Origin of the sequence: Achromobacter sp. NFACC18-2 (assembly GCF_900108985.1) — a bacterium.
Taxonomy (GTDB): Bacteria; Pseudomonadota; Gammaproteobacteria; order Burkholderiales; family Burkholderiaceae_B; genus Achromobacter.
Genome location: NZ_FNYM01000001.1, coordinates 386,407 through 405,996 on the forward strand (window position 1 = coordinate 386,407; position 19,590 = coordinate 405,996).

The 19,590-nt window shown below is 65.7% G+C and carries 14 protein-coding genes; 4 read left to right on the plus strand and 10 right to left on the minus strand.

The features are described 5' to 3' along the window. Positions 1-22: 22 nt before the first annotated feature. Positions 23-502, minus strand: coding sequence for a carboxymuconolactone decarboxylase family protein (locus BMW75_RS01750; protein WP_092576289.1), 480 nt, complete (start codon positions 500-502; stop codon positions 23-25). A gap of 237 nt (positions 503-739) precedes the next feature. On the opposite strand from BMW75_RS01750, the gene chrA reads away from it, so the two are divergent. After that, complete coding sequence (gene chrA / locus BMW75_RS01755) at positions 740-1,996, plus strand: chromate efflux transporter (protein ID WP_092575913.1); 1,257 nt, start codon at positions 740-742, stop codon at positions 1,994-1,996. A 31-nt stretch (positions 1,997-2,027) separates the two neighbouring features. On the opposite strand, the gene BMW75_RS01760 is transcribed toward chrA, so the two are convergent. Both BMW75_RS01760 and BMW75_RS01765 read right to left on the minus strand, forming a co-directional pair. Further along, positions 2,028-2,822 carry an enoyl-CoA hydratase gene (locus tag BMW75_RS01760; protein ID WP_092575915.1) on the minus strand — a complete coding sequence of 265 codons (795 nt, stop codon included), beginning with the start codon at positions 2,820-2,822 and terminating at the stop codon, positions 2,028-2,030. A gap of 60 nt (positions 2,823-2,882) precedes the next feature. Next, the gene (locus tag BMW75_RS01765; RefSeq protein ID WP_092575918.1) at positions 2,883-4,085 is read right to left on the minus strand and encodes a multidrug effflux MFS transporter; all 1,203 of its coding nucleotides are present in this window, start codon (positions 4,083-4,085) and stop codon (positions 2,883-2,885) included. A gap of 86 nt (positions 4,086-4,171) precedes the next feature. Between BMW75_RS01765 and BMW75_RS01770 the strand changes: the two genes are divergently transcribed. Then, the gene (locus BMW75_RS01770; protein WP_092575921.1) at positions 4,172-4,492 is read left to right on the plus strand and encodes an Rdx family protein; all 321 of its coding nucleotides are present in this window, start codon (positions 4,172-4,174) and stop codon (positions 4,490-4,492) included. A 308-nt stretch (positions 4,493-4,800) separates the two neighbouring features. Further along, positions 4,801-4,956 (plus strand): hypothetical protein, encoded by a 156-nt coding sequence (locus BMW75_RS29385; RefSeq protein ID WP_172805886.1) that lies wholly within the window; start codon positions 4,801-4,803, stop codon positions 4,954-4,956. A gap of 7 nt (positions 4,957-4,963) precedes the next feature. On the opposite strand, the gene BMW75_RS01775 is transcribed toward BMW75_RS29385, so the two are convergent. The 3 genes from BMW75_RS01775 to BMW75_RS01785 all read right to left on the minus strand — a co-directional run bounded on the left by BMW75_RS01775 (position 4,964) and on the right by BMW75_RS01785 (position 9,724). Further along, positions 4,964-6,811, minus strand: coding sequence for a GGDEF domain-containing protein (locus BMW75_RS01775; protein ID WP_254791905.1), 1,848 nt, complete (start codon positions 6,809-6,811; stop codon positions 4,964-4,966). A 111-nt stretch (positions 6,812-6,922) separates the two neighbouring features. Next, positions 6,923-8,473 carry a sensor domain-containing diguanylate cyclase gene (locus BMW75_RS01780; RefSeq protein ID WP_092575926.1) on the minus strand — a complete coding sequence of 517 codons (1,551 nt, stop codon included), beginning with the start codon at positions 8,471-8,473 and terminating at the stop codon, positions 6,923-6,925. Positions 8,474-8,584: 111 nt separating this feature from the next. Next, positions 8,585-9,724 carry a site-specific integrase gene (locus BMW75_RS01785; protein ID WP_092575929.1) on the minus strand — a complete coding sequence of 380 codons (1,140 nt, stop codon included), beginning with the start codon at positions 9,722-9,724 and terminating at the stop codon, positions 8,585-8,587. Between the two features lie 213 nt (positions 9,725-9,937). Here BMW75_RS01785 and BMW75_RS01790 point away from each other — a divergent pair, with 213 nt between their 5' ends. Further along, the gene (locus BMW75_RS01790; protein ID WP_092575931.1) at positions 9,938-10,981 is read left to right on the plus strand and encodes a DNA-binding protein; all 1,044 of its coding nucleotides are present in this window, start codon (positions 9,938-9,940) and stop codon (positions 10,979-10,981) included. A gap of 163 nt (positions 10,982-11,144) precedes the next feature. On the opposite strand, the gene BMW75_RS01795 is transcribed toward BMW75_RS01790, so the two are convergent. The 4 genes from BMW75_RS01795 to BMW75_RS01810 form a co-directional block, all read right to left on the minus strand. Continuing rightward, positions 11,145-11,954, minus strand: a complete 810-nt coding sequence (locus BMW75_RS01795) for a response regulator (protein WP_254791906.1) — start codon at positions 11,952-11,954, stop codon at positions 11,145-11,147. A gap of 229 nt (positions 11,955-12,183) precedes the next feature. Beyond that, the gene (locus tag BMW75_RS01800; RefSeq protein ID WP_092575934.1) at positions 12,184-15,453 is read right to left on the minus strand and encodes a hybrid sensor histidine kinase/response regulator; all 3,270 of its coding nucleotides are present in this window, start codon (positions 15,451-15,453) and stop codon (positions 12,184-12,186) included. A 10-nt stretch (positions 15,454-15,463) separates the two neighbouring features. After that, on the minus strand, positions 15,464-16,684 hold the full coding sequence (locus BMW75_RS01805) for an EAL domain-containing response regulator (protein WP_175493075.1): 1,221 nt from the start codon (positions 16,682-16,684) through the stop codon (positions 15,464-15,466). Next, positions 16,684-19,506, minus strand: a complete 2,823-nt coding sequence (locus tag BMW75_RS01810) for an ATP-binding protein (protein ID WP_254791907.1) — start codon at positions 19,504-19,506, stop codon at positions 16,684-16,686. Before BMW75_RS01810 ends, BMW75_RS01805 begins: the two co-directional genes overlap by 1 nt. Between the last annotated feature and the right edge of the window lie 84 nt (positions 19,507-19,590).

The following is a 19,590-nucleotide window of genomic DNA, read 5'->3' on the forward strand; positions in this document are numbered from 1 at the left end:
GGTGAACGCCAGGCGGCGGGGCTCAGTTCAGGCCGGCCTTGTCCAGCCCATAGGCCTGGTCCGCCGATCCGGGCACGGTGCGAAAGCCCACATTCAGGCGATTCCAGCCGTTGATGGCCACGACCAGGAAGCTCAGGTCCGACAACTCGCTTTCCGAGAACTGGGCGCGGACGGATTCGTAGATCTCGTCGGGCACGCCGTGCGGGGCCAAGCTGGTCAGCGCCTCGGTCCATTCCAGCGCGGCGCGTTCGCGCGGCGAAAAGAGCGGCGATTCGCGCCAGATGGCGACATGATGCAGGCGCAGCGCCCGTTCGCCCTTGATCGTGGCTTCCTTTACGTGCATGTCCAGGCAGAATCCGCAGCCGTTGATCTGCGAGGCGCGGATGTCGACCAGATGGCCGAGCTCCTGGACCACAGCCGTCTTCTTGAGCGCCATGCTGAAGTCCAGATACTTCTTGGACAGCACTTCGGATACCTGGAAATAATTCACGCGCTGGGTCATGGTCATGCCTTTCTGAATGGTCGGTGATAGGGGAGACAGGCGCATGATGCGGCCCGTTGGCCCAACCCGGAAGTGCCATGAAGCGGCTTTCGATATGGGCCATGTTGCCGCCGGGCAAGCACCCCTTGGGCGCGCGCCGTTGACATTTATCCGATTGAATCCCCGGCGCGGCCCGGCTATAAGCTTGGATCTGGGGCCTGAAAATCGTCACCCCGCCTGTCCAAGACGCCCGAGCCGATGCCGCATCCATCCCCCCATGACGAACACGTCGACAGCAAACCGGCGACAGGCGCCCGCGTCCATGGCGGACGCGGATCCTGTCTCGAAGTCTTCCTGGTGTTCCTGCGCCTGGGCTTAACGTCCTTCGGCGGCCCGGTGGCCCACCTGGGCTACTTCCGCGCCGAGTTCGTCGACCGCCGCCGATGGCTGGACGACTACGCCTTCTCGGATCTCGTGGCCTTGTGCCAATTTCTGCCGGGGCCGGCCAGCAGCCAGGTCGGCATGGCGATCGGACTGCGCCGGGCCGGCTGGTCCGGCATGCTGGCCGCCTGGGTGGCGTTCACGCTGCCGTCCGCGCTGGCGCTGATCGGCTTCGCGATGGGCCTTTCCCACTATGGCTGGCTATCGGGATCGGCGGCGATTCAGGGGCTGAAGGTGGCCGCCGTGGCCATCGTCGCCCAGGCAGTCTGGGGCATGGGGCGCTCCCTGTGTCCAGACCGGTCCCGCGCCGCCCTCGCGGTGGGCGCGGCGCTGCTCACCGTGGTGCTGCCCACCGCGTTTGCCCAGATGGCGGCCGTTCTGCTGGGCGCGGTGCTGGGCGCGGTCTTCCTGCAATTGCCGCCGCGGCCCATCCTGTCCCAGGGCGCTTCGGGCGTGCCGCGCGGCGCGGCCCTGGCCGCGCTGGGCATCTTCGCGGCGCTGATGGCGGGCCTGCCGCTTTGGGCATTGATGTCGGACAGCGCGCTGGCTGGCCAGATCGCGGACTTCTACCGTGCCGGCGCGCTGGTCTTCGGCGGCGGGCACGTGGTGCTGCCGCTGCTGGAGACCGCGTCGGTCTCGTCGGGCATGGTGTCCAGCGCGGATTTCCTGGCGGGTTATGGCGCGGCGCAGGCCGTGCCCGGCCCGTTGTTCACCTTCGCGGCGTTCCTGGGCGCGCTGTCGCCGGGCCCCTTGTCCGGCTGGGCGGGCGGGCTGACGCTGCTGTGCGTCATCTTCCTGCCGGGCGCCTTGCTGCTGACCGCGGCCCTGCCGTTCTGGGACACGCTGCGCCGCCGGCCCGGCGTGCGCAACATGGTGGCGGGCGTGAATGCCAGCGTGGTCGGCATCCTGCTGGGCGCGCTGTACGACCCCGTCTGGACCAGCGCCATCCTGGGCAAGGCCGACTTTGCCCTTGCGCTGCTCCTGTTCGCGCTGCTGGTCTACGCCCGTTGGTCGCCCCTGTGGGTGGTGCTGCTGGCCGCGGCCAGCGGCTGGACACTGGGATGGCTGGTCTAGCCCTGGCCGCGCGGCCGCTCCCGGCGTGGCCTCATGCGCCCCAGCGGGCGGGGCGCTTTTGCAGGAAGGCGTCGATGCCTTCGCACGCATCGGCTTCCATCATGTTGCGGGCCATGACGTCGCCCGCATAGTCGTAGGCGTCGGCCAGCGCCATCTGACGCTGCTGGTAGAACATGCGCTTGCCGTAACGCACCGCCGTCGGGCTCTTGGACAGGATGTCGTCCACCAGCGCACGCACCCGTGCGTCCAGCTCGCTCTCGGGCACCGCATCGTTGATCAGCCCCCAGTCCGCCGCCTGGCCGGCATCGATGAAACGCGCCGTCATCAGCATCTCGAAGGCGCGCTTGGCCGATACATTGCGCGTCAATGCGACGGCTGGCGTCGCGCAGAACAGGCCCACGTTGATGCCGGACACGGCGAACTTCGCGGTATCGGCGGCGACCGCCATATCGCAGCTCGCGACCAACTGGCAACCCGCCGCCGTCGCGATGCCGTGCACTTTGGCGATCACGGGCACCGGCAGCGCCTGCAAGCCCTGCATGACGCGCCCGCATTGGCGGAACAGCGCGCGGTAGTAGTCCAGGTCGGGCTGGCTGCGCATCTCGCGCAGGTCATGGCCCGCGCAAAACGCGCGCCCGGCGGATTCCAGCACCACGCAGCGCAGGTCCGGGTCCCTTGCCAGCCTGTCGATCTCTTGTTGCAGGGCCGCCAGCAGCGCCTCGGACAAGGCATTGAACTGGGATGGCCGGTTCAGGCGCAGCGTGACCACGCCGGCTTGGGCGGTGGACAGCAGCAGCGGTTCGTCCGCGGGTTTTTCGATGGACATGTCGCCTCCAGGAAGAGTGTTCCTGGATACTAGCGCACCCCGCGGGCCGCGCCCCGGCGTTCAGGAACCGGCCGCCAGGCGCCGTCCCAGGGCGGGGGCCAGCAACAGCAGCGGCGCCACGATCACGGCGCCGATCAGGGCCATGGCCGCCTGCGGCGCCATGCCGCTGTCCAGCAGCACGGTCGCAATGACCGCCGAACCGCTCATCTGGAACAGCCCGTAGACCGCGGCGGCAGTGCCCGCCCGGTCTGCAAAGGGCTCCAGCGCCAGGCTCAGCCCCGACCCCAGCGCGAGCGAGAATCCCACGGTCAGCACGCACACGGGCAGCATGAAGATCCACGCGGAAACCGGCGCCCACAGCCATGCGCAGACATGCATGGCCGACGCCAGCAGCAGGGCGGCCATGCCGACGCGCACCATGGTGTAGCGGCCGTAGCGCGCAATAAAGGCGGGCGCCACGAAGAACGCCGCGATATTGATCGCCGCGTTGCCGCCGAACCAGGCGGAAAACCCCAGCTCGGAATACCCGAGCTGCTGCACCAGCACCACTGGCGCAGCCGACACGAACACCAGGATCATCGCCATGCCCGCCGTGCCGAACAGGGCGAAATACAGAAACCGGCCGCTCGCCACGATGGGCGCATAGCGGGGCAGGCTGTAGAGCGCGCCGGACCGGTGCGCCGGCTTGGCGCGGGTCTCCTCGAACCGCAGGGCGAGCAGCGCCGCCAGCGCCAGCGAGAACAGCGCCATGAACACAAACGTGCTGCGCCACCCGGCATGCACCGCCAGCACGCCGCCCACCATCGGCGCCAGCGCCGGCACCGAGCACAGCGCCCCGTTCAGATAGCTGTACACGCGCGCGCCGACCGCCGGGCTGAAGCAATCGCGCACGGCGGCAAACGCCACCAGCGACGCCGAACATGCGCCCAGTCCCTGGATGACGCGCGCCGCGTAAAAGACATCGAGCGAATTCGCGACCGCGCCCAGTGCGGAGCCCAGCAGATAGGCCAGCGCGCCGCACAGGGCCACCGGCCGCCTGCCATAGCGGTCGGCCAGCGGTCCGATCAGCACCTGACCCACGCCCACCGCAAAGATGAACAGCGTGATGCTGGCCTGCAGTGCGCCGATGGGCTCGCCAAAAGCGAGCGCCATGGCGGGCAGGGAGGGCAGGTAGATGTCGATGGCCATCGGCGTGAGCGTGACCAGTCCCATCAGCAGACCGATCAGCCAGCGCTGGCCTCGGGGCGTCAGGGCAGACTTCATTGCAGGCTCTGGGCCATTGCAGACCCGGGAAAACCCGACATTATCCATGATCGCCCGCGCGCGGGCTGGCGTAGAATGCCTGTCCCATGAGCCCGCCCGCCTTGCGCCCTCGCATCGTCATCCTGTATTGCACGCAGTGCCAGTGGCTGCTGCGCGCCGCCTGGATGGCGCAGGAACTGCTCTCCACGTTTTCGACCGACCTGGGCGAAGTCGCACTGCAGCCCGGCACCGGCGGCATTTTCCAGATCACCTACAACGGCGATCTCATCTGGGACCGCAAGCGCGACGGCGGCTTTCCCGACGCCAAGGTCCTGAAACAGCGCGTGCGCGACCGGCTCGACCCGGGCCGCTCGCTGGGCCACATCGACGCCCACGGTGCCGCTCCGGCCCCCGAGGCCGACCTCTGAACCGCCGCGCGGCTTTCCATTGCTGACCCTCGGGGGCAGCGGCTTGTTCTGCCTTCAATCTCGCAGGTCAATCCCGGGTTCCACGTGCGCCACGATTAAAGCTGGCTATTTTCACCATAATTGTGCTAAAATCTTTTATCTATCGGCAAAATTATAAGAACAAGCTTTTTGCAAACCAGCCGATGGCAATCTTTCCTGGCGCCGCCACGTTCCTGAATGCTCCCCCGCGTCCGCGGCATTCATGGCCCGCCTGAATCTGTGCGCAATGCTCGGCGGGGGAAGCCATGCGCCTGTCCAGGAGCATGCTTATGTCTCATCAATTGACTGCCAAGAAGGGAAGCTTCGAGATCCCCCCGCTGAATTGGAAGGCGCCCGACGCCAACAAGCAGTCTGACCGCCGCGACACCACGTCCCGCGACGCCGACACATCCAAGAAGGCGCAAGCCTCGCACGACAAGGCATAAGCCTCGCTCAACCCAGGGTGCGCTGCTGGACCTGGTTGCGCCCATTCAACTTCGCCAGATACAGGAGTTCGTCCGCGGCCCGGAACAGGCCGCTGGCGGATTCCGCCTGGCTCCACGATACGCAGGCCACGCCAAAGCTGGCCGTCAGGTTGAATGTGACGCCGTTCTCCGACGTGACGGCGCAAGCGCAGATGCGGGCGCGCAGGCGCTCAGCCATCTCCACCGCTTGCTGCGCGCTGCGTGTGCGGCACAGCACCGCAAATTCCTCCCCGCCCACACGCGCCACGACGTCCTGCTGCCGCCAGGTCGTGCGGCATAGCTCGGCGACAGCCTTCAGCGCCAGATCGCCGCTTGCGTGGCCATGGGTGTCATTGATGGATTTGAAGTGGTCGATGTCGAACAGGACCAAAGCCAGCATTGGCCGGTTTTCGTCCCACAGGGCACGTATCGCCTGAAAGCGCGTCTCGAAGGCGCGCCGGTTCAGCAGCCCCGTCAGGTAGTCTGTTTCCGCCATGTGGGCCAGGTCCTCGATCAGCCGGTCCCGTTCAGCCTGCAGGCGCATTTGCGCGGCGGCGTTCCGCTTGAGCACCCGCAAGGCATTGAATACCTCTTGCACTTCGCCATGGTGCCCGCCGGAGGGGATCCGGGCCGGCGCCAGGCCGTTCGCAATCGCGCTGATGATGCGCGTGGCCAGTGCGAAGGGCTGGATCACCCGCGTCCTGAACTGCACCAGCGCCACCGCCAGGGCGGCCGCCAGCAGGGCGGTCGCCGCCAGGGTCACCGCCAACAGCCGCGCCGCGCCCGCACGATGCGCGTCGATGTGGCGTTCCATCTCGTCCAGCAGCACATCCCGGAACTCGGTGATCGCCCCCATCAGCGGCACATACGTCGTGGCGACCGCCTGCGTCGTGACGGACGCCTCCGATTGCCGCGACGCCTCCTCACGCACCCACGCCAGATACGCCAGTCCCTCCCCGAAATAACGCCGTTCCATCCGCGCCTGTGCGTCGGACGCCCGCGCATCCCGGTAGCTGGCCATGCGGCCATCGATCAGCGCGCGCAACTCGTCAATCCGGCCCAGCACGCGCTCGATGCGGAACTGTTCCTCGGCGGTCAGTTTCCGGTGCCTGCCCAATGCGGGCGTGAAGGTGGACCCCAGCAGGCCCGCTTGTTCGCGCAGCTCGCTGGCCAGGAGTGCCAGCGACAGCAGGCTAGGCGCATTGGCTTCGCTGCGCATGACCAGCCCGGCATTGGCGGCCAGACTCGCCTGCCACATCGGAACGATGCGCACCATGGCGCTGACCGACTCCCACAGCATCTGACTCGACAACGCGTCGCGCGGCGTGGCGATACGTGTATCGATCTCCCGCCGTGCGTCGGCCAGCGCCCGGCGTATCCGCTCGAGCTCCGCGCGCTTGCCCTCATCTTCTGGCGCCGAATGCAGCGCCAGCAGCGCGTCGACCAGCCTGTCGGTGCCAGCGCGCGCCGCGCCCAGGTTTGCGAGCACCGAATCCGGCACGGGCAGGGCCGAGCCCAGGGCGGCGTTCATCGGTCCGCGTTCGGCCGACGTAAACTCCATGACCCGGATGGTGGCGCGCACCGATCCGAATGCCTGCCGCGCCTCCGACGCCGCGCTGTAAGAGCGCCAGCTCTGGAACAGAAGGATGCCGGCCAGCACCCCCACCAACAACAGCACGCCTGCGGCCAGCGCGACGAAATGACGTTCCAGGGATTTGGGCGCGGCGGCGGGGCGCAACATACTCGGCAAGCAGATCCATGCGAAGTCGAAGCCGCGCAGGATACTGTAAATGCCGGCGCGACGAACGCTGTTTGAGCAATTCGTGCGGCATTTCAATCTATTCCAGCAATACTATGTCGCTGAAACTCGGTTCATTGCAATTTCCTGCGCAAATTTGCATCGACGCCGCTTTGCTGGTGTGACTGGCGCACCTGCGCCGGCCCCCGCTCATGCGCCGTGCATCACCACGCGATTGCGCCCCTGCTGCTTGGCCGCATACAGCGCCGCATCGGCGGCCCGGAACGTTTCGTCGACGTCGGGCCCGCTCGACGTCCAGTGGGCCACGCCCGCCGAGATCGTGACGCGGCTGGCCCCGCGCAATTCCCGCGAGGCGATATGTACCCGCAGCCTGTCGGCGACATTGGCCGCTTCGCGGGGGGCGACGCCCGGCAGCAGGATCAGGAATTCCTCGCCGCCGATGCGGCAAAGCACGTCCGAGGGCCGCGAGCACTCGCGCATGATCTGCGCCATGTCGCGGATCACCTCGTCGCCGGCATTGTGGCCATAGGTGTCGTTGATCTGCTTGAAATGGTCGATGTCCAGCGCCACGACCGAAAACGGCGTGGCGCGGGCCTGCATCAGCTCCACGGCGTCCTGCGTGCCGCGGCGATTGCGCAGCCCCGTCAGCGGATCCGTAATGCTGGCGAGGTTCAGCTTGCCGATCTTGTCCTGCAGGCTGGTGAAACTGGCGATCACCGCGCGCTTGAGCCGTTCTGCCTCGAAATACCAGGCCCTCACCGATTGCACCCGCTGCATCGCAACGTCCACGTCCTGGTGTTCCACCGTCGTGGCCAGTTGCGACAGGGGCAGCGAGATCATGCGGGCGCACCACCAGATGGCCAGCAGGAACGCCACGGCCAGCGGCGCGGCATAACCCAGCAGCGCCCAGATCAGATCATGGATCGGCTCCAGCGTGACCTTCGCGGGGCGTTGCGCCACCACGCCCCAGCCGCTCGTCGGCACCGGCGCATAGCCCGCCAGCATGTCCACGCCCTTGGTATTGACCACGCGCATCGCGCCGGCCTCGCCCTTGATCACGGCGGCGACGACCGGATTGGACAGCACCGTTTCTCCCACGCGCTCGCTGTCGGTGTGATAGATGAGCCGGCCATCTCCGTCCACCACATACAGATAAGAGCCGTCATGGTAGTGATGCTTGCCTAGCAGCTCGTGCAGGGCGCTTTCGTTGCGTAGATAGAGCAAGCCGGCGAGATAGCCCAGGTACGCGCCATCGCTCGAGTAGATGGGGTGGGAGACATTGATCATCAGGTTGCCGGCGATGGACACATAGGGCTTGCTGATCAGGGGCTGCCGGGTGCGCAGCGCCGCGCGGCTGCCCGGCGTGTCAATCTGGGTGCCCAGGAAGCTGCGGAACGTCTGTGTCGTCGCCAGAATCGTGCCATCCGCGCTGACGACGCCCACCGAATTGAAGCTGTCCGTCTGCTGCTGCACGCGCATGACCTCGGCGGCAAGCCGATCGGGCGACCCGATCAGTTCCGGCATGTGCCGTGCGCTGTATGCCAACTGCTGCTGCGCCGATCTCAGGAAGCCGCCCGCGCTTTCCGCCAGCTTCACCGCATACACGCGGTTCGATTCAAGCGTGTTCTGGATCAACTGCTCGCGCTGCACGAGGTAGCTGGCATACAGGGCATTGGCTGTGGCGGCGATGGCGCTGAAGACGGTAAGCGCAAGCACTAGCCCGCGGAGATTGATTTGCATGGGATCGGAACGGGCAGGGGACGAGCCGGCGCCCCGCCGTGGCAACACGATCCGACGACGTCAGACGGGCCGGCAGGCCGGGGCGCAGTGATTTTAATGTCACCGCCACCATTACGGCAGGTCCCGGTCATCCTGTAGGTCCGGCGCCTGTGGTTCGTCCAGCAGGCGGGCAGCGGGCGACAGCGCGGCCGCTCCCGCCCGGAAATACCCCATCACCGTGGCCACGCTGGCGTGGCCGGTCATCGCCATCGTGTCGCCCAACGGCACGTTGCGCCGCCCGGCCTCCGTGACAAAGCCGGAGCGCAGGCTGTGCGCCGAAAAATCGCCCTCCAATCCCGCCAGCCGGCTGCGCGCCAGCACGATCTCGCGCACGGCCGCGGCGGCCAGGGGCTCGCCGATCACATCGCCGCGCCGCACCCGCCGGAAGATCGGCCCCTGGCGGATCGCGCTGGCCGCCAGCCAATCGTCCAGCGCCTGCGCGGCCTTGCCCAGAATGGGTTTCTGGTCCTGGGCCCGGCTGGCGCCGGTCTGATTGGTCTTGGAGTGCGCCATCGTATAGAGGTAGCCGTCCGCCGTGCGCTGCGTGTTTTCCATGGTGGCGCGCACCACCTCGGATCGCCGGCGGCCGCCGCTGGCCCAGGCAAAGAGCAGCAGCGCGCGATCGCGCTTGCCGCGCAAGGAATCGTCGCAGGTGTCTAGCATGGCCTGCAGCGGCTCGCGCGTCAGCGCCTCTTTCTTGGCGGGCGCAATGCCGCGCCGGGCATAGGCGCGCCGCGTCTTCGACAGCAGTTCTCGGACCGCGGCCCCGCGGCAAGGATTTGGGTGCCCCAGCAGTTCATGCGCCTTTGACAGCACCGACAACCGCTGCAGCAGCGTGTTCAGGCTGGGCGCTCCCAGCCTGCCCTTGGCTTTCAGCCGCACCAGCTCCTGATCCAGGGCCAGCGGCAATTCCCACGCCAGTCCGTCCTCGGTCGAGCGCTGCGCGTGATCCACGACGAACTGAATGACGACGGTCTCGGGCAAGGGCAGGGCGAACGCACGGCCATAGCGCAGTTCGAACCAGGCCGTCCAGTAGCGCATCGCCGCCCGATAGCTTGCAGCCGTGTTGGCGGAACTGCCTTCCCGCATGAGTCCGCGCACCGCGGCATCGGCCCGTGCATCGAGCGCCTGGGGATCCAGGGGGCGGAGCGAGGCCGGGGCGGGGAGGGAGGCCGGTAAAGGTCGGGGGTTTGGCAAGGAGAGTTCTGGCATCAAGGGGAAAAGGAACCACGGGCGTGGCCGCGACGTAGCTGCGGGCGGCCGTAGCGGGGTACATGGGGCGCGATCCGCCGCCCTAAGGCCGAAATGCGATGAAATTATATATCTACTACATATGCTGTATGATATCTTACATAGAAAGCTTTTTACGCACGATAAGGTTCCATTATCGTGGGTAATTCTTCGCGCGGCGACAGGAAATCAATCATGGCCACGGGTATTACTGAATCAGACGTCTGGACTGCCGCCGACGCGCTCCTGCTGGAAGGCGCCCGGCCGACCATCGAGCGGGTACGCCAGAAAATCGGCCGCGGATCGCCAAATACCGTCAGCCCCCACCTGGAAACCTGGTTCCGCGCGCTGGGCGCCCGCATCAAGGACCCTCGTGCCTTCGCCGCGCCACCCGAGGTGCCCGATCCCATCGCCCAGGCGGCCGCGCATTTCTGGGACGCCGCGTTGGCGGCGGCGCGTGCCGAACAGGCCCAGGCCTACCAGGAACGCCGGGACGCCCTCGAAAGAGAAGCGGAACGTCACCAGGCCCTGGCCGAGCAGCTCCAGCAGCGCGAGGCCCAACTGATCAACCGGGAGCGCGACCTGCAAGAAGGGCTGAAGGTCGCCACCGCGCAATTGGCCGCCACCGAAGAACGCCTGCAAGCCGCCGAAGCGCAACTGCGCCAGCGCGACAAGGCGCTGGCCGTCGCCCAGGAAAGCCTGACGGATGCACGCAGCGCCAACAAGGCACTGCTGGCCGACGCCGATCTGGCGCGCGAGCGCCACACGCAAGCCATGGCCGCGCTGGATGCGCGCCACGCCGCCCACGAACGCCGCTGGTTGAACGAGCTGGATACCGAACGCAGTTCCGTCAAGCGCCTGCAGGCGCGTCTGGAAGCCCTGCAGGCGGCCAGTCAGCAGCAGGCCGACCAATTGCGCGAGGCCCTGGCAGAAGCGCAACAGCAGCAGCGCGCGGCCGAACAGGACGCGCAGCTTGTCCAGGCACAGGCGCTCGCGGACGCGCGCCAGCGTGACATCGAGTCCGCCGTCGCCGCCCAGGCGCTTCAGGCCGTCCAATCACGCGAAGCGGATCTGATGCGCAGACTCGCCGCGGCGACCGCGCAGTCCGATGAGCTGCTGTCCCAGTTGAAATCCCGGGACGCCCAATTCGGCGACCTGGCACGCCGCCTCCTGGCCAGCCAGGAGGCCGCCTCCGCCTCCACGAACAAGCCGCCTTCCAGCAGCAGCCCGGCGCCCTGATCCCGAAGGGCATCGCGGACGCGTGAGACGCGCGTCCATTTATTCGTAATCCTATGATTTTTCGGGTTTTCCCCGCTGCCGGCAATGAGGCTTCATTTTTCATTCCTCATGTTCGGTGGCTGAGTCTTCGCAGGGCAATCCTTGACTGCCGCAGGGAGCAGGGTCAGGAAAAGCCCTGCTCATCGGCGTACCTGAGCAGTTCGGCGTTGGTTTCGATATTCAGCTTGCGCATGGCGGATTGTTTTTGCGTGCCGATGGTAGCGACCGATCGGTTGAGGCGGCGTGCGATTTCAGTCACCGAAAGCCCCTGCGAAAACATCCGCACCACTTCCAGCTCTTTCGGGGACAACCCCTTCGTGCGGCTGGCACGCCCCATCGTCACATCGTTGTGGCTGAGGCGCGCGCTGATGCTATCGGACAGGATAGGCCCTTTTTCCGTCAACGCCCGCACGCATATGGCGACCAGCGCTTCAATGGGTTCTTCCTTGCTGACGATGCCAGCCACGCCGATCTGGCGCAGTTGGCTCAGAATGCCGCTGTTCGACAGCATCGTGAACACCACGATGGGAATATCCGGAAACAGGCGCTGTAACCGCTGAATCAGGCGCAAGCCGTCCTCGTCCGCGGACTTTGAACTCATGGAAAAGTCGGTGACGATGAGATGGCACGGATCCTCTTGCACCGCCGTGATCAGTTCAAGCCCGGACCGCGCCGTGGCGATCACGGTGAATCCGGGGATTTCGTTCAGGGAGTCAGCAAGCGCGAGGGAGATGACGGGATGGTCATCGGCGAGGATGATCCGCACGTTTTGGCCGGCCGGAAGCTTACTCATGGATTCGCCGTCCGATTGGCAATCGATCGAGCCTGGTTGTCCGTCCTGCTCGACGAGCGCGCCCGTCTTGGGAAGTAGGTTCGTGGCTGGCCCTACCAGGCCGGGGGCGCCAGGATTCTCAGTACTTCCGTCGTTGTCCATTTTATGTCCAAATTCTACTGAAAAGGCTAGAAGTGACGGTTGGGTCTCCGGGCACACCAGACGCAATCCGGCTCGCCAGGAAAGGGGGAACCGTTCAATCTAACTGTCGGGCATTCAAAAAAATATAGAAAGGTTTCGATAATTAGAGTTACATAAGGTGCACAGTACGGGCGTCGGTTACTGGTCGCTTGTCCGTGACCGCCGACGCAAAGTCGTTGCGACCTGGGCTTCAAATGTCAGCCAGCGTATCGCGCAGTAGCTTGGCCACGACCCGGCCTTCGGCTTGCGCGGCGGAATCCAATCCCCAATTGCGCAGCATGGCCTCCAAGGCTTCCAATCGCTCGGTCAGCGCCGTCATCTGCATCACGCTAAGCGCGCCACGCATTCGGTGCAGGGTCCGTCCGAGCAGCCGCTGGTCGTTGATGTCCAGGGCGCGTTCCATTTCGGAAACGTCCGCTTCCATCGTGCTGACAAACAGCGCCCGGTATTTTTCGGGCACGATCGGCGCGGGCTCGGGGTCCCAGGACGGACGAGGCTGGGTGTCCGGGTCCGCCTGGCTGGGGGACGTCGCGCCGTCGCCCTGCAGGTGCCAGCGCAGGGTGGCCAGGCCGATGGGCTTGACGAGCCAAGCCGTCATTCCCGCGGCCAGGCAACGCTGCTCCTCTTCGCGCATGGCGTTGGCCGTAACGCCAATGATGGGAATGGTGGCGCCGCGCAGCCGCAGTTCCCTGGCGAGCTCGTAGCCGTTCATGCGCGGCATGTTGACGTCGGTCAGGACGACGTCGTAGTGCGCAAGCCCCCACAACATCAGTGCCTCGGCGCCGTCGGACGCCAGGGTGACCTCGCATCCGAGCTGTTCGAGCTGATGCTGGAGCGTGGCCTGGTTGATGGGGTTGTCTTCGGCAGCAAGTATCGACAGGCCAAGCGGAGCAAAGGCGCCGATGTCGGTCGGGGGCATCAATGCGCGCTCCCCGCGCACGGCGGCCAGTATGCCCGCGGCAATGTGCTCCACGCTGTTGATGACCTTGATGGTCCGTGCGGATGGGGGCTTGGCGGTGGCGCTGGCCAGCACATGATGTCCTGTCCATTCCATCGCGTCGAAGTTGCCCGGGTACAGGACGTCGACCAAGACGTCGTCCGGGCCGCCGGCCGGCAGGATCTGGGGCGCGGGAACCGCCTGCGCGCCCCAGCGCTTTAGCCATTGGCAGATGTTGTCGGACAGTTCGTGATGCGGGCTGCGGACATACACGCTGATATTGCTCAGGTCGGGCGGGCTGGCGGGCTGGCCGGAGGCGACCTGCAGCGGAAGCTCCAGCGAAAAGCTGCTGCCCAGTCCCAACTCGCTGGTCACGCGGATTTCGGTGCCCATCAGGCCGGCCAGGCGCGCGCAGATCGAAAGGCCGATGCCGGTGCCTCGCACCGTGTGGGAACCGCTGTTGATCTGGTAGAAGGGGACGAAGAGCTGCGACTGTTCCTCCTTGGCGATGCCGATCCCTGTGTCGACCACCTGCAGCATCAGGTGCGTCGTGTCGGGCTCGACCTTGGCCACCGTCAGGCGGGCGATCACATGCCCGGAATCGCTGAACTTGATGGCGTTGCTGAGCAGGTTGCTCAGGATCTGGCGGATACGCACCGCATCGCCCGTCATCCATTCGGGCACGGCAAGGTCCACGCAGGAAAAGAGCAGCAGGCCCTTCTGGCTGGCCATCGCGGCGTAGGCGTTGGTGCAGCCTTGCACAAGTTCGCGCGGATTGAACTCCGAGGATTCCAGGACGAGCTGGCCGGTCTCGATCTTGGTGATGTCCAGGATATCGCTGATGAGCTGCAACAGGATGGCCGACGAGCTTTGCATGCGTTCCAGGTGTTGCCGCTGTTCGGCGTCCAGGGAGGTCAGGCTCATCAGTTCCAGCGTGCCCAGTACGCCATAGAGCGGCGTGCGGATTTCGTGGCTCATTGTGGCCAGGAATGTGGATTTGGCTTCGCTCGCTTTGTCGGCTTCGCGCTTGGCTTGCGCCAGGGTCTGTTCGATGACGGCGCGGGCGCTGATGTCGGAAAACGCGCAAAGCACGACGTCTTGGTGGTTGTAGCGCGTGGGGGCGTAGGCGACATAGAGGGGACGCCCGTCGGTGGCCTGGAAGCTGGGAATGGTGCCGGGACCGGTAGCGCCAAGGACGTGGCGCAGGAACAGGTTGGTTTCCGGTGAATTGTCCAGTTCACGGCCGGCTTCGGCCCCCAACCATTGCAGCGCCAGGCTGTTGCCGAATACGACCGCGCCCACCGGCCGCGCCAGCACGCACAGGGCCACCGGCGCGGTTTCGATCAGCGTGCGGCTGAATTCTTCTTTTTCGATGATGTCGCGCTGCGCGTCCAGCGCGGGCGCGATCACCCGCCGGCTGTACCAGCGCGACGACACGATGCCGGTTCCGAGGCTGAGCAGGAGCAACAGGCCGGCGATGACGGGAAGCCAGAGATTGTCCTGGAAGAATGCGCCATAGCTGACCCGGTATGTCCCGGCCCACACCCCGGTTGGATCCGTTATGCGCAACACGATGCCGTCGGCCGTGTAGCGCATCCCGTCCTCGGTTGGCGCGGGACCCTGTCGGTCGCCGAGCAGCAGGCCTTCCTCGCGATGGGTCAGCCAGAATCCGCCGTGCAGCGGCTTGCGCAGGGTCTTCTCGAAGATGTTGATCCGCTGGTGGTTGAACTGGGTCACCGCATAGACGGCAGACGGCTTGCCCTGGCCGCTGGTCCAGACCGCTTGCGGCATGTCCGCGTAGATCAGGCCCAGCATGTTGCCGGGAAGCCCGTCGGTCCTGAACCAATGGACGCGGTTGGCCCCGGGGGACTCCGCGTGGCCGGGCACGTCGTGATCGATGAGACGCTGTTGGACCGTCTGCAGGCGGCGCAGCTCGGCCCGCACGGCGTCCGTCACCGCCAGGAACGTGGTGGGGCTGAGGCGTTCATACCCCGATGCGGCGCCCACGGCGGGCACGCTCAGACTGATGCTGTCGGCCTGGTTGATCAGGAATATCGTGGATGCGGGAAAGTACGACGCGGCCCAGAAGCTGGAATAAAAATCGGCCAGGAAGCCCCCCAGGTTCGCAAGCCGGCGGCCTGCGGTGGGGCAGTCCGAGGCGTCTTCGCACGCCAGCGAAAATGGCATCTCCGCGTAGGTGTTTTGTCCCTCGAAGACCTGCATTCCGAAGCGCTCCGGCACGTCGGCCGCATGCAGGTCGATGGTGCTGGCCAGGCTTTCCACGGGCAGGGAAGAGTGCTGCGCGCGCAGTCTGCCCAGGAACTGCTCTTGGGCATGGATGTAGCCGACGAGGATGGAAAAGTCGAGCTTCAGGCGGTCACGTTCCTGCTCGACGATGCGGTTCAATCCCCAATAGAGCGCCCCGACCAGCACCAGCGCGAAAGGCAGGATGCCGAACAGGGCGAAGTTCAGCCAGCGCGAGGTTCGCGTAATCCTGGCAAAAGGCGTGTCCTGCTTGCGCATGGGCGGCTTCTTACTGCTGCAAGGGGTCCATGGCCTGCCTCTCCATGGCAAGCAACTGGCTGAATCCGTCGATGTCCACGGCGGCCGAAATGAGGAAGCCTTGCGCGCAGTCGCAGCCGATGCGCCGCAGGAATTCGAGGTCCTTGCTGGTTTCGACGCCTTCGGCGGTGACCTGGAGCCCGAGCTGGCGGCCAAGCTGCACGGATGAGACGAGCGCCGCGGCGCGTCCTTCATCGTTGGCCGCGCCACTGACGAAAGCGCGATCGATCTTCAACTCGGTGAATGGCGTGGAAATCAGGCTGTACATGGAGCTGTATCCTCTGCCAAAGTCGTCTTGCGCCAGCCCGAAGCCCTTCAGACGCAGCCTGCTGGCCCCCATATAGTATTGGCCTTGTATGGTGGTTGTCTCGTCTTCGAGCAGTTCGAACGAGATTTCTTGCGTCGCCACCCCCTTGGCCACGACTATCTGCTCCAGCTCGTCGGGGAGATCCGGGTCGTCCAGGAGCTGCGTGGGCAGGTTGACCGACACCGGCATCCGGTATCCCTGCTGCCGCCAATGCAGGTGAGCGTCAAGGGCGTCTTCGAGCATGCGCCGCAGCAGGGCCTTGTCCAGGCCATGCCGCCGCACCGCGGAAAGAAAGGATCCCGGGAGCATGAAGCCGAATTCCGGATGCTGCCAGCGGACCAGCGCCTCGGCGCTCACGATCCGGCCGCTGGCGAGCGCTTTCTTGGGCTGAAACCAGGCCCGCAGATGGCCGTGGCTCAGGGCGTGTTCCAGGGACCCCCGGTCAAATACCGTGCCGGCCTCGGTCGGGAATTGGGGCTTTGAGGGTTCAGGGCGGCTTTGGCGGAGCTGGTTGGACAAATGCCGGGCGTGTTCAGGAGTCAAGGGCTTGGAGAACGTGCCCAGCACCGCCAGGCCCTTTTCCTTGGCCATCAGGGCAACGCTGTTCATGATGCGCCGGGGGCATGCCGACACGATCGCCAGCATCGGGTTGTGATGCAGCTTGGCGAGCTGGTCTATGAATTGCACGCCGTCCATACCCGCCATGTTCAGGTCCATCAGCACAAGGTGATAGGCCTGCAGACCCATCATTTCCAGGGCAGCCTCGGCGCTAGGGGCGACATCGGCGTGGCTGAACCCTGCCGACTCCAGCAAATCCGCGAGGTGGACGCATTGAAACGGATGATCGTCCACGATCAGAATTCTGTAGTCGGACAACTTCTTCATCATATGACTTCCTTAAGCGCAATTAAGGCCTGACGCAACGCGGATATAGGCAGCGGCTTGAGCAGCACGGTCGTCATGCCCGCTTCGGTGCTGCGCCGTAAGTCGTCCGTGAATGCGCTGGCGGTGATTCCCACGATGGGGCGCGTATAGCCCTGACCGCGCAGCGCACGGGTGAGGGCGTAGCCGTCCATTTCGGGCATCTGCAGGTCGGTCAAGATGGCATCGAAGCCGGGTATGTCCGGCACCTCCAGTGCCTCCTTGCCATTGGCGGCCGGGACAATCGTGCATCCCAGGTGCTCCAGTTGCTCCCGCAATATCTGCCGGCTGATCGGGTTGTCCTCCACGACCAGCACATGCATGTCGAGCGCGTCCCGAGACGCCTTGAGTTCGAGCGTGACCTTGGCCGCCACGCCGTCCTGGGCGAGGCGGACCGCCGCGACGATGCTGGCCAGGCTATGCGCATTGGCCATCCAGCTGTTGCGCCCTCCCTCCAGCCGCGGCCGGACGCCGGGAGGTTGCGCGATCACCCGGGCGCCGGTCCACGGCGCAGGCGTCAAGTCGCGGGGCCAGGTTTCAACCAGCACGCCGCCCTCCAGCCGGCCATGAAGCGACGTCTTGTAGGGCATGGCCATGGCGCCGCAGTGGCGTAGCCACTGGCAAAGGTTGTTCACCACGTCGTTGACGGCGCCCCGCACGAATACCGGCCGGGGATCCAGCCGTATTCCCATTTCCGAATGCGCGTCGCCCGCCAACGGCAAGGTGAGCTCCAGGGACATGCTGGTGCCCAGGCCGGGTTCGCTGACCGCGCTGAGGGTGCCGCCCATCATGTCGGCCAGCCGCCGGCAGATGGCAAGTCCCAGGCCCGTGCCGGGAACGGTCTGGGTGGAGCCGCTTTCAGCCTGGAAGTAGGGTTCGAACAATTGGGCGTGATGCTCCGCGGAGATGCCCATGCCGGTGTCCGCCACCTGGAATTTCATGGTCGCGGAGTGCGCGTCCTGGCTGAGGGCCTGCAGGCGCAGCACCACCTGGCCGGAACTGGTGTACTTGATGGCGTTGCTGACCAGGTTGTTCAGGATCTGGCGCACGCGCGTGACATCGCCCACGACGACCGGCGGCGACGCGACGTCGGCCAGCGCGTAGATGTGCAGGCCCTTGGCCTCGGCGCGCGCGGCGTAGCTGCTGACTACGCCGTCCAGCATTTCCGCGGGCGAGAATTCGGCCGTTTCGAGCGTCAGGTAACCCGCTTCGATGCGAGACAGGTCCAGCGTATTGTTGATGGTGCGCAGCAAGGTGGCGGAGGACTGCTGCATGGTTTCGAGGTATTGCTGCTGCTGGCTGTCCATGGCGGTCAGGCTCAGCATTTCCAGCGTGCCGAGAATGCCGAACAAGGGCGTGCGGATCTCGTGGCTCATGGTGGTCAGGAAGACCGTCTTGGCGTGGTTGGCGGCGTCGGCGTGCAGCTTGGCCTGAGTAATGGATTGCTCGACCCGCTTGAATGCGGTGATGTCGTTGATGCCGCAAAGGACGACGTCCTCGGCATGAAAGGTGATCGGGGCGAAGGTGAGGTAGACGCACCGTCCGTCGCTCAGGACGTATTCACGTTCAGCGCAGAAGTTGTCCTCTGCCAGCAGCTTGGCTAGCAGTTCGGAGTCGCCCAGCAGCCATTGCCGCGCAAGTTCATTTGAAAGCAGCGGGGTGCCATCGGCGCGACGCAGGAGGCACAGGCCGACCGGCGCGACCTCGACCAGCTTGCGATTCAGGGCCACGCTGTCGGCCAGGGCTTCGTACTGGCGCAGGGCCGGCGCGACGAGTTTTTTCTTGATGTGGCGTATGCCCAGGATCACCATCGCGAACAGCAGCGCGGCGCCGCCGAGCGCCGCCTGGATGGCAGGGGCGGTATCGCCCAGGATCCGGCTGATCGGTGTGTAGTACACCAGCCGCCACCCGGCCTCGCCCACGGATTTGTTCAGCACGACAAAACGGGGCAGCAGCCCGGGTCCCCACCAACCGAACGAATCCTCCTTGCCGGCGTAATTGCCCAGCCCTGCAACGACTTTTGCCTCGGCCGGGCTGTACAGGACCGGCGAGTCGTTCTGGTCGTACAGGGCGTAGTTGCCGCCGCGCATGGAAGACAGGTCGATCGCCGCATCGATGTCGCTGACTTCAAGGCCGATCCAGCCGGCGCGGGGCGTGGCGGGATCCACGGGTGTGTACAGGTACAGCGCGCTGGCAACGTCCATGGGCGGTTTTAGCCAGACGATGGGGCTGTAGCCGCCTTGCGAGACGCTGGGATCCGCCACGGCCAGCGAGCGTGCGATCCAGGATTGCTTGGCGGCGTCGATGGCGGGCGCCTGCGAGGGACGCGGCGCGATGTAGGCAGTCTGGCCATTGCGGGCCGAACTGAAGAGCAATTGGGTACGCGCGAGGGCAATGTCGTTGAGGTCGCGCGGCGTGAGGATCAGGGCCCAGTCGTAGGCGTTTTGCTCTTCGTGCAGGGGGAAGACCTCGATCTGGCGGGTGTTGCCGAAGTAGGGGGGCGTTTCGGAAGCCGCGGCGGCATCGGCATTGCGGACCGAGGAAGAGGCCAGCGAACGGACCAGCGACTCGCGCTGGTCGAAGAAGATCTGCGCGTTGTACGCGGCGGCGTTCATTTGCCGGCGGTACGCGGAAACGGTGTCGGTGAACGACCAGTACACATAAAAACCGGCCGCCGCCGCGATGCAGGCGAGCAGCGCGGCGGCGAACAGATGCAAAAGCAGCGTCGGAGCGCGGGGGACTGGCTGGACGTCGCGCGCGAGAGAGATGGGTTCCTGAACGGGCATGCGCCCATCGTAGGTAGAGCCCCGGGCAGTGGATATAAGAATATTCTGAAATTTCGCTGACAGCCCGGCGGGCGCCCAGGCCCG

Coding starts and splice junctions, on each gene's coding strand:
- BMW75_RS01780 (WP_092575926.1), bottom strand. CDS start 8,473: ATGCAAATCAATCTCCGCGGGCTAGTGCTTGCGCTTACCGTCTTCAGC.
- BMW75_RS01800 (WP_092575934.1), bottom strand. CDS start 15,453: ATGCGCAAGCAGGACACGCCTTTTGCCAGGATTACGCGAACCTCGCGC.
- BMW75_RS01750 (WP_092576289.1), bottom strand. CDS start 502: ATGACCCAGCGCGTGAATTATTTCCAGGTATCCGAAGTGCTGTCCAAG.
- BMW75_RS01770 (WP_092575921.1), top strand. CDS start 4,172: ATGAGCCCGCCCGCCTTGCGCCCTCGCATCGTCATCCTGTATTGCACG.
- BMW75_RS01760 (WP_092575915.1), bottom strand. CDS start 2,822: ATGTCCATCGAAAAACCCGCGGACGAACCGCTGCTGCTGTCCACCGCC.
- BMW75_RS01765 (WP_092575918.1), bottom strand. CDS start 4,085: ATGAAGTCTGCCCTGACGCCCCGAGGCCAGCGCTGGCTGATCGGTCTG.
- BMW75_RS01790 (WP_092575931.1), top strand. CDS start 9,938: ATGGCCACGGGTATTACTGAATCAGACGTCTGGACTGCCGCCGACGCG.
- BMW75_RS01805 (WP_175493075.1), bottom strand. CDS start 16,684: ATGAAGAAGTTGTCCGACTACAGAATTCTGATCGTGGACGATCATCCG.
- BMW75_RS29385 (WP_172805886.1), top strand. CDS start 4,801: ATGTCTCATCAATTGACTGCCAAGAAGGGAAGCTTCGAGATCCCCCCG.
- chrA (WP_092575913.1), top strand. CDS start 740: ATGCCGCATCCATCCCCCCATGACGAACACGTCGACAGCAAACCGGCG.
- BMW75_RS01810 (WP_254791907.1), bottom strand. CDS start 19,506: ATGCCCGTTCAGGAACCCATCTCTCTCGCGCGCGACGTCCAGCCAGTC.
- BMW75_RS01785 (WP_092575929.1), bottom strand. CDS start 9,724: ATGCCAGAACTCTCCTTGCCAAACCCCCGACCTTTACCGGCCTCCCTC.
- BMW75_RS01795 (WP_254791906.1), bottom strand. CDS start 11,954: ATGGACAACGACGGAAGTACTGAGAATCCTGGCGCCCCCGGCCTGGTA.